The organism is Arthrobacter sp. P1_A5 (assembly GCF_056406825.1).
The window spans coordinates 1-2,652 of the sequence record NZ_JBFTZL010000299.1 but is presented as its reverse complement, the minus strand read 5'-3'; the positions used below and the strand labels follow the sequence as shown (position 1 = coordinate 2,652).

The 2,652-nt window shown below is 68.3% G+C and carries 2 protein-coding genes; one reads left to right on the top strand and one right to left on the bottom strand.

Going from position 1 to position 2,652, the window contains the following annotated elements; all coding sequences use genetic code 11:
* Positions 1-1,267, top strand: a 1,267-nt coding sequence (locus AC1D1S_RS20560) for an NHL repeat-containing protein (protein WP_476995379.1), incomplete at its 5' end; no start/stop codon positions are given.
* Positions 1,268-1,373: 106 nt separating this feature from the next.
* Here AC1D1S_RS20560 and AC1D1S_RS20555 read toward each other — a convergent pair.
* Positions 1,374-2,366 carry a hypothetical protein gene (locus AC1D1S_RS20555; RefSeq protein WP_243180440.1) on the bottom strand — a complete coding sequence of 331 codons (993 nt, stop codon included), beginning with the start codon at positions 2,364-2,366 and terminating at the stop codon, positions 1,374-1,376.
* Between the last annotated feature and the right edge of the window lie 286 nt (positions 2,367-2,652).

The window sequence follows — 2,652 nt, the reverse complement described above, 5'->3', positions numbered from 1 at the left end:
CGCCGACGGCAACGCCGCCACCGCCCGGTTCACCGAACCGCAGGGCCTGGTGCTGCGGCCCGAGGATGTCGCCGCGGCCGCCGGTTACGACGTCGTCATTGCCGACTCCGTGAATCACCGGCTCCGCGGGCTGTCCCTCGCGGACGGCACCGTCCGGACGCTGGCCGGCAACGGCGTACAGCGGCTGCTGGAAACCGGCCCGGCCCGCGTGGACGAGGAAGGCGCCGCCTACGGTACCCGGCTCGAGGCGGACCCGCTCGCGGTGTCCCTGAGCTCGCCGTGGGACGTCGTCTGGTCCACCAAGCTCAACGCCGTGGTGGTGGCGATGGCGGGAGTGCACCAGATCTTCAGCTTCGACCCGACCTCCGGCGCCGTAAAGATCATCGCCGGCAACGGCCTCGAAGGGCTCCTGGACGGCCCGGCCGCTGAAGCCTGGTTCGCCCAGTCCTCCGGCCTTGCCGAAGACGCGGACGGCAACATCTGGGTGGCTGACTCCGAAACCTCCGCCCTGCGCAAACTCGTGATTGATGACGCCGGCAGCATCACCGTCGAATCGGCGGTGGGCAAGGGCCTGTTCGACTTCGGCTTCCGCGACGGCCCCGCCGCGGAGGCGCGGCTGCAGCACCCRCTCGGCGTCACGGTGCTCCCTGACGGTTCGGTGGCCATCGCGGACACGTACAACGGCGCAGTCCGCCGCTACGACCCCGCAACGGGCACGGTCTCCACACTGGCCCGCGGACTGTCCGAGCCCTCGGACGTGATTGTGGACCACACCCAGGTCGCCGGATCCGAGCCGTTGCTGGTGGTGGTCGAGGCCAACAAGCACCAGCTCGTGTACGTGCCCATCCCGAAGGAAGCCCAGCAGGTGGACGAGGGCGCGGCACAGACCCACCGGCCCAAGAGCCCTGTGGCGCCTGGCCCGCTCGAACTGGCGGTCCGCTTCACGGCGCCCACCGGTCAGAAGCTGGACGACCGCTGGGGCGATCCCACCCAGTTGAAGATCTCGTCCACACCCCCCGAACTGCTGGTCTCCGGCGGCGGGACGTCCGTGGGGCTCCTGCGCACCCTGGAGCTTTCCTCCGACGTCCCCGAGGGCGTCCTGCACATCACCGCCCGCGCGGCGGCCTGTGACGGGTCCGAAGACGCCGACGGCGAGATCCCGGACCATGCGGCCTGCCACCTCTACCAGCAGGACTGGGGAATCCCCGTGCTCCTGCAGGCCGACGGAGACACCGAGCTGGTCCTGGACCTGCGCGGAATGGACTGAGCCGCTGCGCCAAGGCTGACCTAAAGGCTGCTGTCCGTGACCCTGCGTCACGGACAGCAGCCTTTAGGCTTTCTTCGGGCCTCCGGCCGGGGAGTCCCGGCGGGTACTAGTAGTCCAGCTGCGGCGTGAGTTTGACGGTGTCGCCGTCGATGTCCAGACGGGTCGTGAAGCTGAAATCGTGGACGGAGTCGATCTCAGACACGGCGCCCGAGAACAGATCCTGTTGGCGGGCCTTGATCCGGGCCTTGCCGTCGAGGGGCGCCACCACCCAGCGGCCGCCGAACGGCTCGATGCTGACGCTCGGGTAGTCCGTGATGCTCCAGTCGATGGTTCCGTCCATCACGCGGTTGTTGGTGGCGTGGTAGAACGGGCAGTTGGGCTGCAGCTTCTGCTGCTTGTCGGCCTCGTCCGCGCAGGAGTCCAGGAACTCCTTGACCTTGCCGCTCACGGCCTCCTTCAGGGCGCCCGTGGCCTCGGTCAGCAGGTTCAGCGATGCCGGAGGCGCGTCCGCGGCCGACACTGTGGCGCGGGTGGCCGGGGCGGAGAAGTACTGGCCGTTCAGGGTCGCCTCGTACTCGCCCGGGTAGAAGACTGCGAAGGAGTTGCGGCCGTTGGGCATGTTCACCGGCACCCCGTTGAGGGTGGCCTCGCTGGAGTTGACCACGGTGACGTCCAGGACGGGCAGTTCAGAGGGGACGAAAGACCATTTGTGGAAGAACAGCCACTCGGTGCCGGAGCGCTCCAACAGGAATTCGGTCCGCAGCTTGTTGCCGTCGACGGTGTACTCCATGGGTACCATGACCTGATTGGCACCACGCTCTTCCGCGGCGCCAAGCTTGACGTCGGAGATGCGTGCCGCGGCGGTTTGCAGGGCCGTGCCGTCGAGCATCGCCGGGTTGCTTTGTGGCACGGAGGCGCGCAACAGGCCCAGCGCCTTTTCGCCATCGCCCTTTTGCAGGGCACTCAAATATTCGCGGACTGGCTGCTGGGGCCCTGCAATGGAGTCGTTCACCAGATTGATCGACACGATGGCGCCGGCGACGGCAAGCATCAGTCCCAGCAGCCACACTGCTGCGATTTTGACCAACGCCTGACTCATCTGCACCATTCTTACGTTACCTGTACCCCACAGGAATCCCGGTGTCACGGTCCGCATCTGTGACGCGGAGCATGGCTGAAGGCCGCCCGGCCCGCGGGCCGGGGACGTTCGGTTGGATGCCGCCGCGGTGATCCCTAGCGGCGGCGGCGTTTGGAGGAAGTGCCGAAGACGCCGCGGAGCAGTTCCCTGCCAAGCTGGGTCCCCAGCGAGCGGGCCATGCTCTGGAGGCCACCGCCCAGGGCCCCGGCGAGTTCGCCGCCGATGCCCCCGCCACCCCCGGCCGGCG